This window comes from Brachymonas moutaii (nom. illeg.) (assembly GCF_049977365.1).
GTDB lineage: Bacteria > Pseudomonadota > Gammaproteobacteria > Burkholderiales > Burkholderiaceae_C > Brachymonas.
The window spans coordinates 1-440 of sequence record NZ_JBNGEN010000035.1 but is presented as its reverse complement, the minus strand read 5'-3'; the positions used below and the strand labels follow the sequence as shown (position 1 = coordinate 440).

1 protein-coding gene is annotated in these 440 nt (G+C 64.1%); it reads left to right on the top strand.

The genetic code is table 11. The annotated features are described in order from the left end of the window. The coding region (locus tag ACP2WS_RS11315) for a hemagglutinin repeat-containing protein (protein WP_426460859.1) at positions 1-440 on the top strand (440 nt) is incomplete at both ends.

Here is a 440-nt window from a genome sequence, read left to right as displayed (position 1 = left end):
CAGCGGCTTCAGTGCCGGAATTGCGCTGAGCGCAGGCGTACAGGGCACTGGCTTTGGCATTACCGCAGGCGTCAACCGCAGCCAGGGCAACGCGGACGGCAACAGCACCAGCTGGCGCGACACGCACGTGGGCGATGCGGGCAGCCACACCACCATCCAGACGGGCAATGCACTCACCCTCGAAGGCGCGCAGGTGCATGGCAGCGGTGTGGACATGGCAGCCGATAGCCTGCACATCCAGAGCCAGCAGGACACAGCCACGTACAAGAGCCAGCAGCAAGGCATGAGCGGACAGATCACGGTGGGCTATGGCACCTCGGGCAGTGCCAGCTACAGCCACAGCAAGATCAACGCCGACCACGCCAGCGTGACCGAGCAAAGCGGCATCCTTGCCGGAGACAATGGCTACCGCATCAACGTGCAGGGCAACACCGATCTCA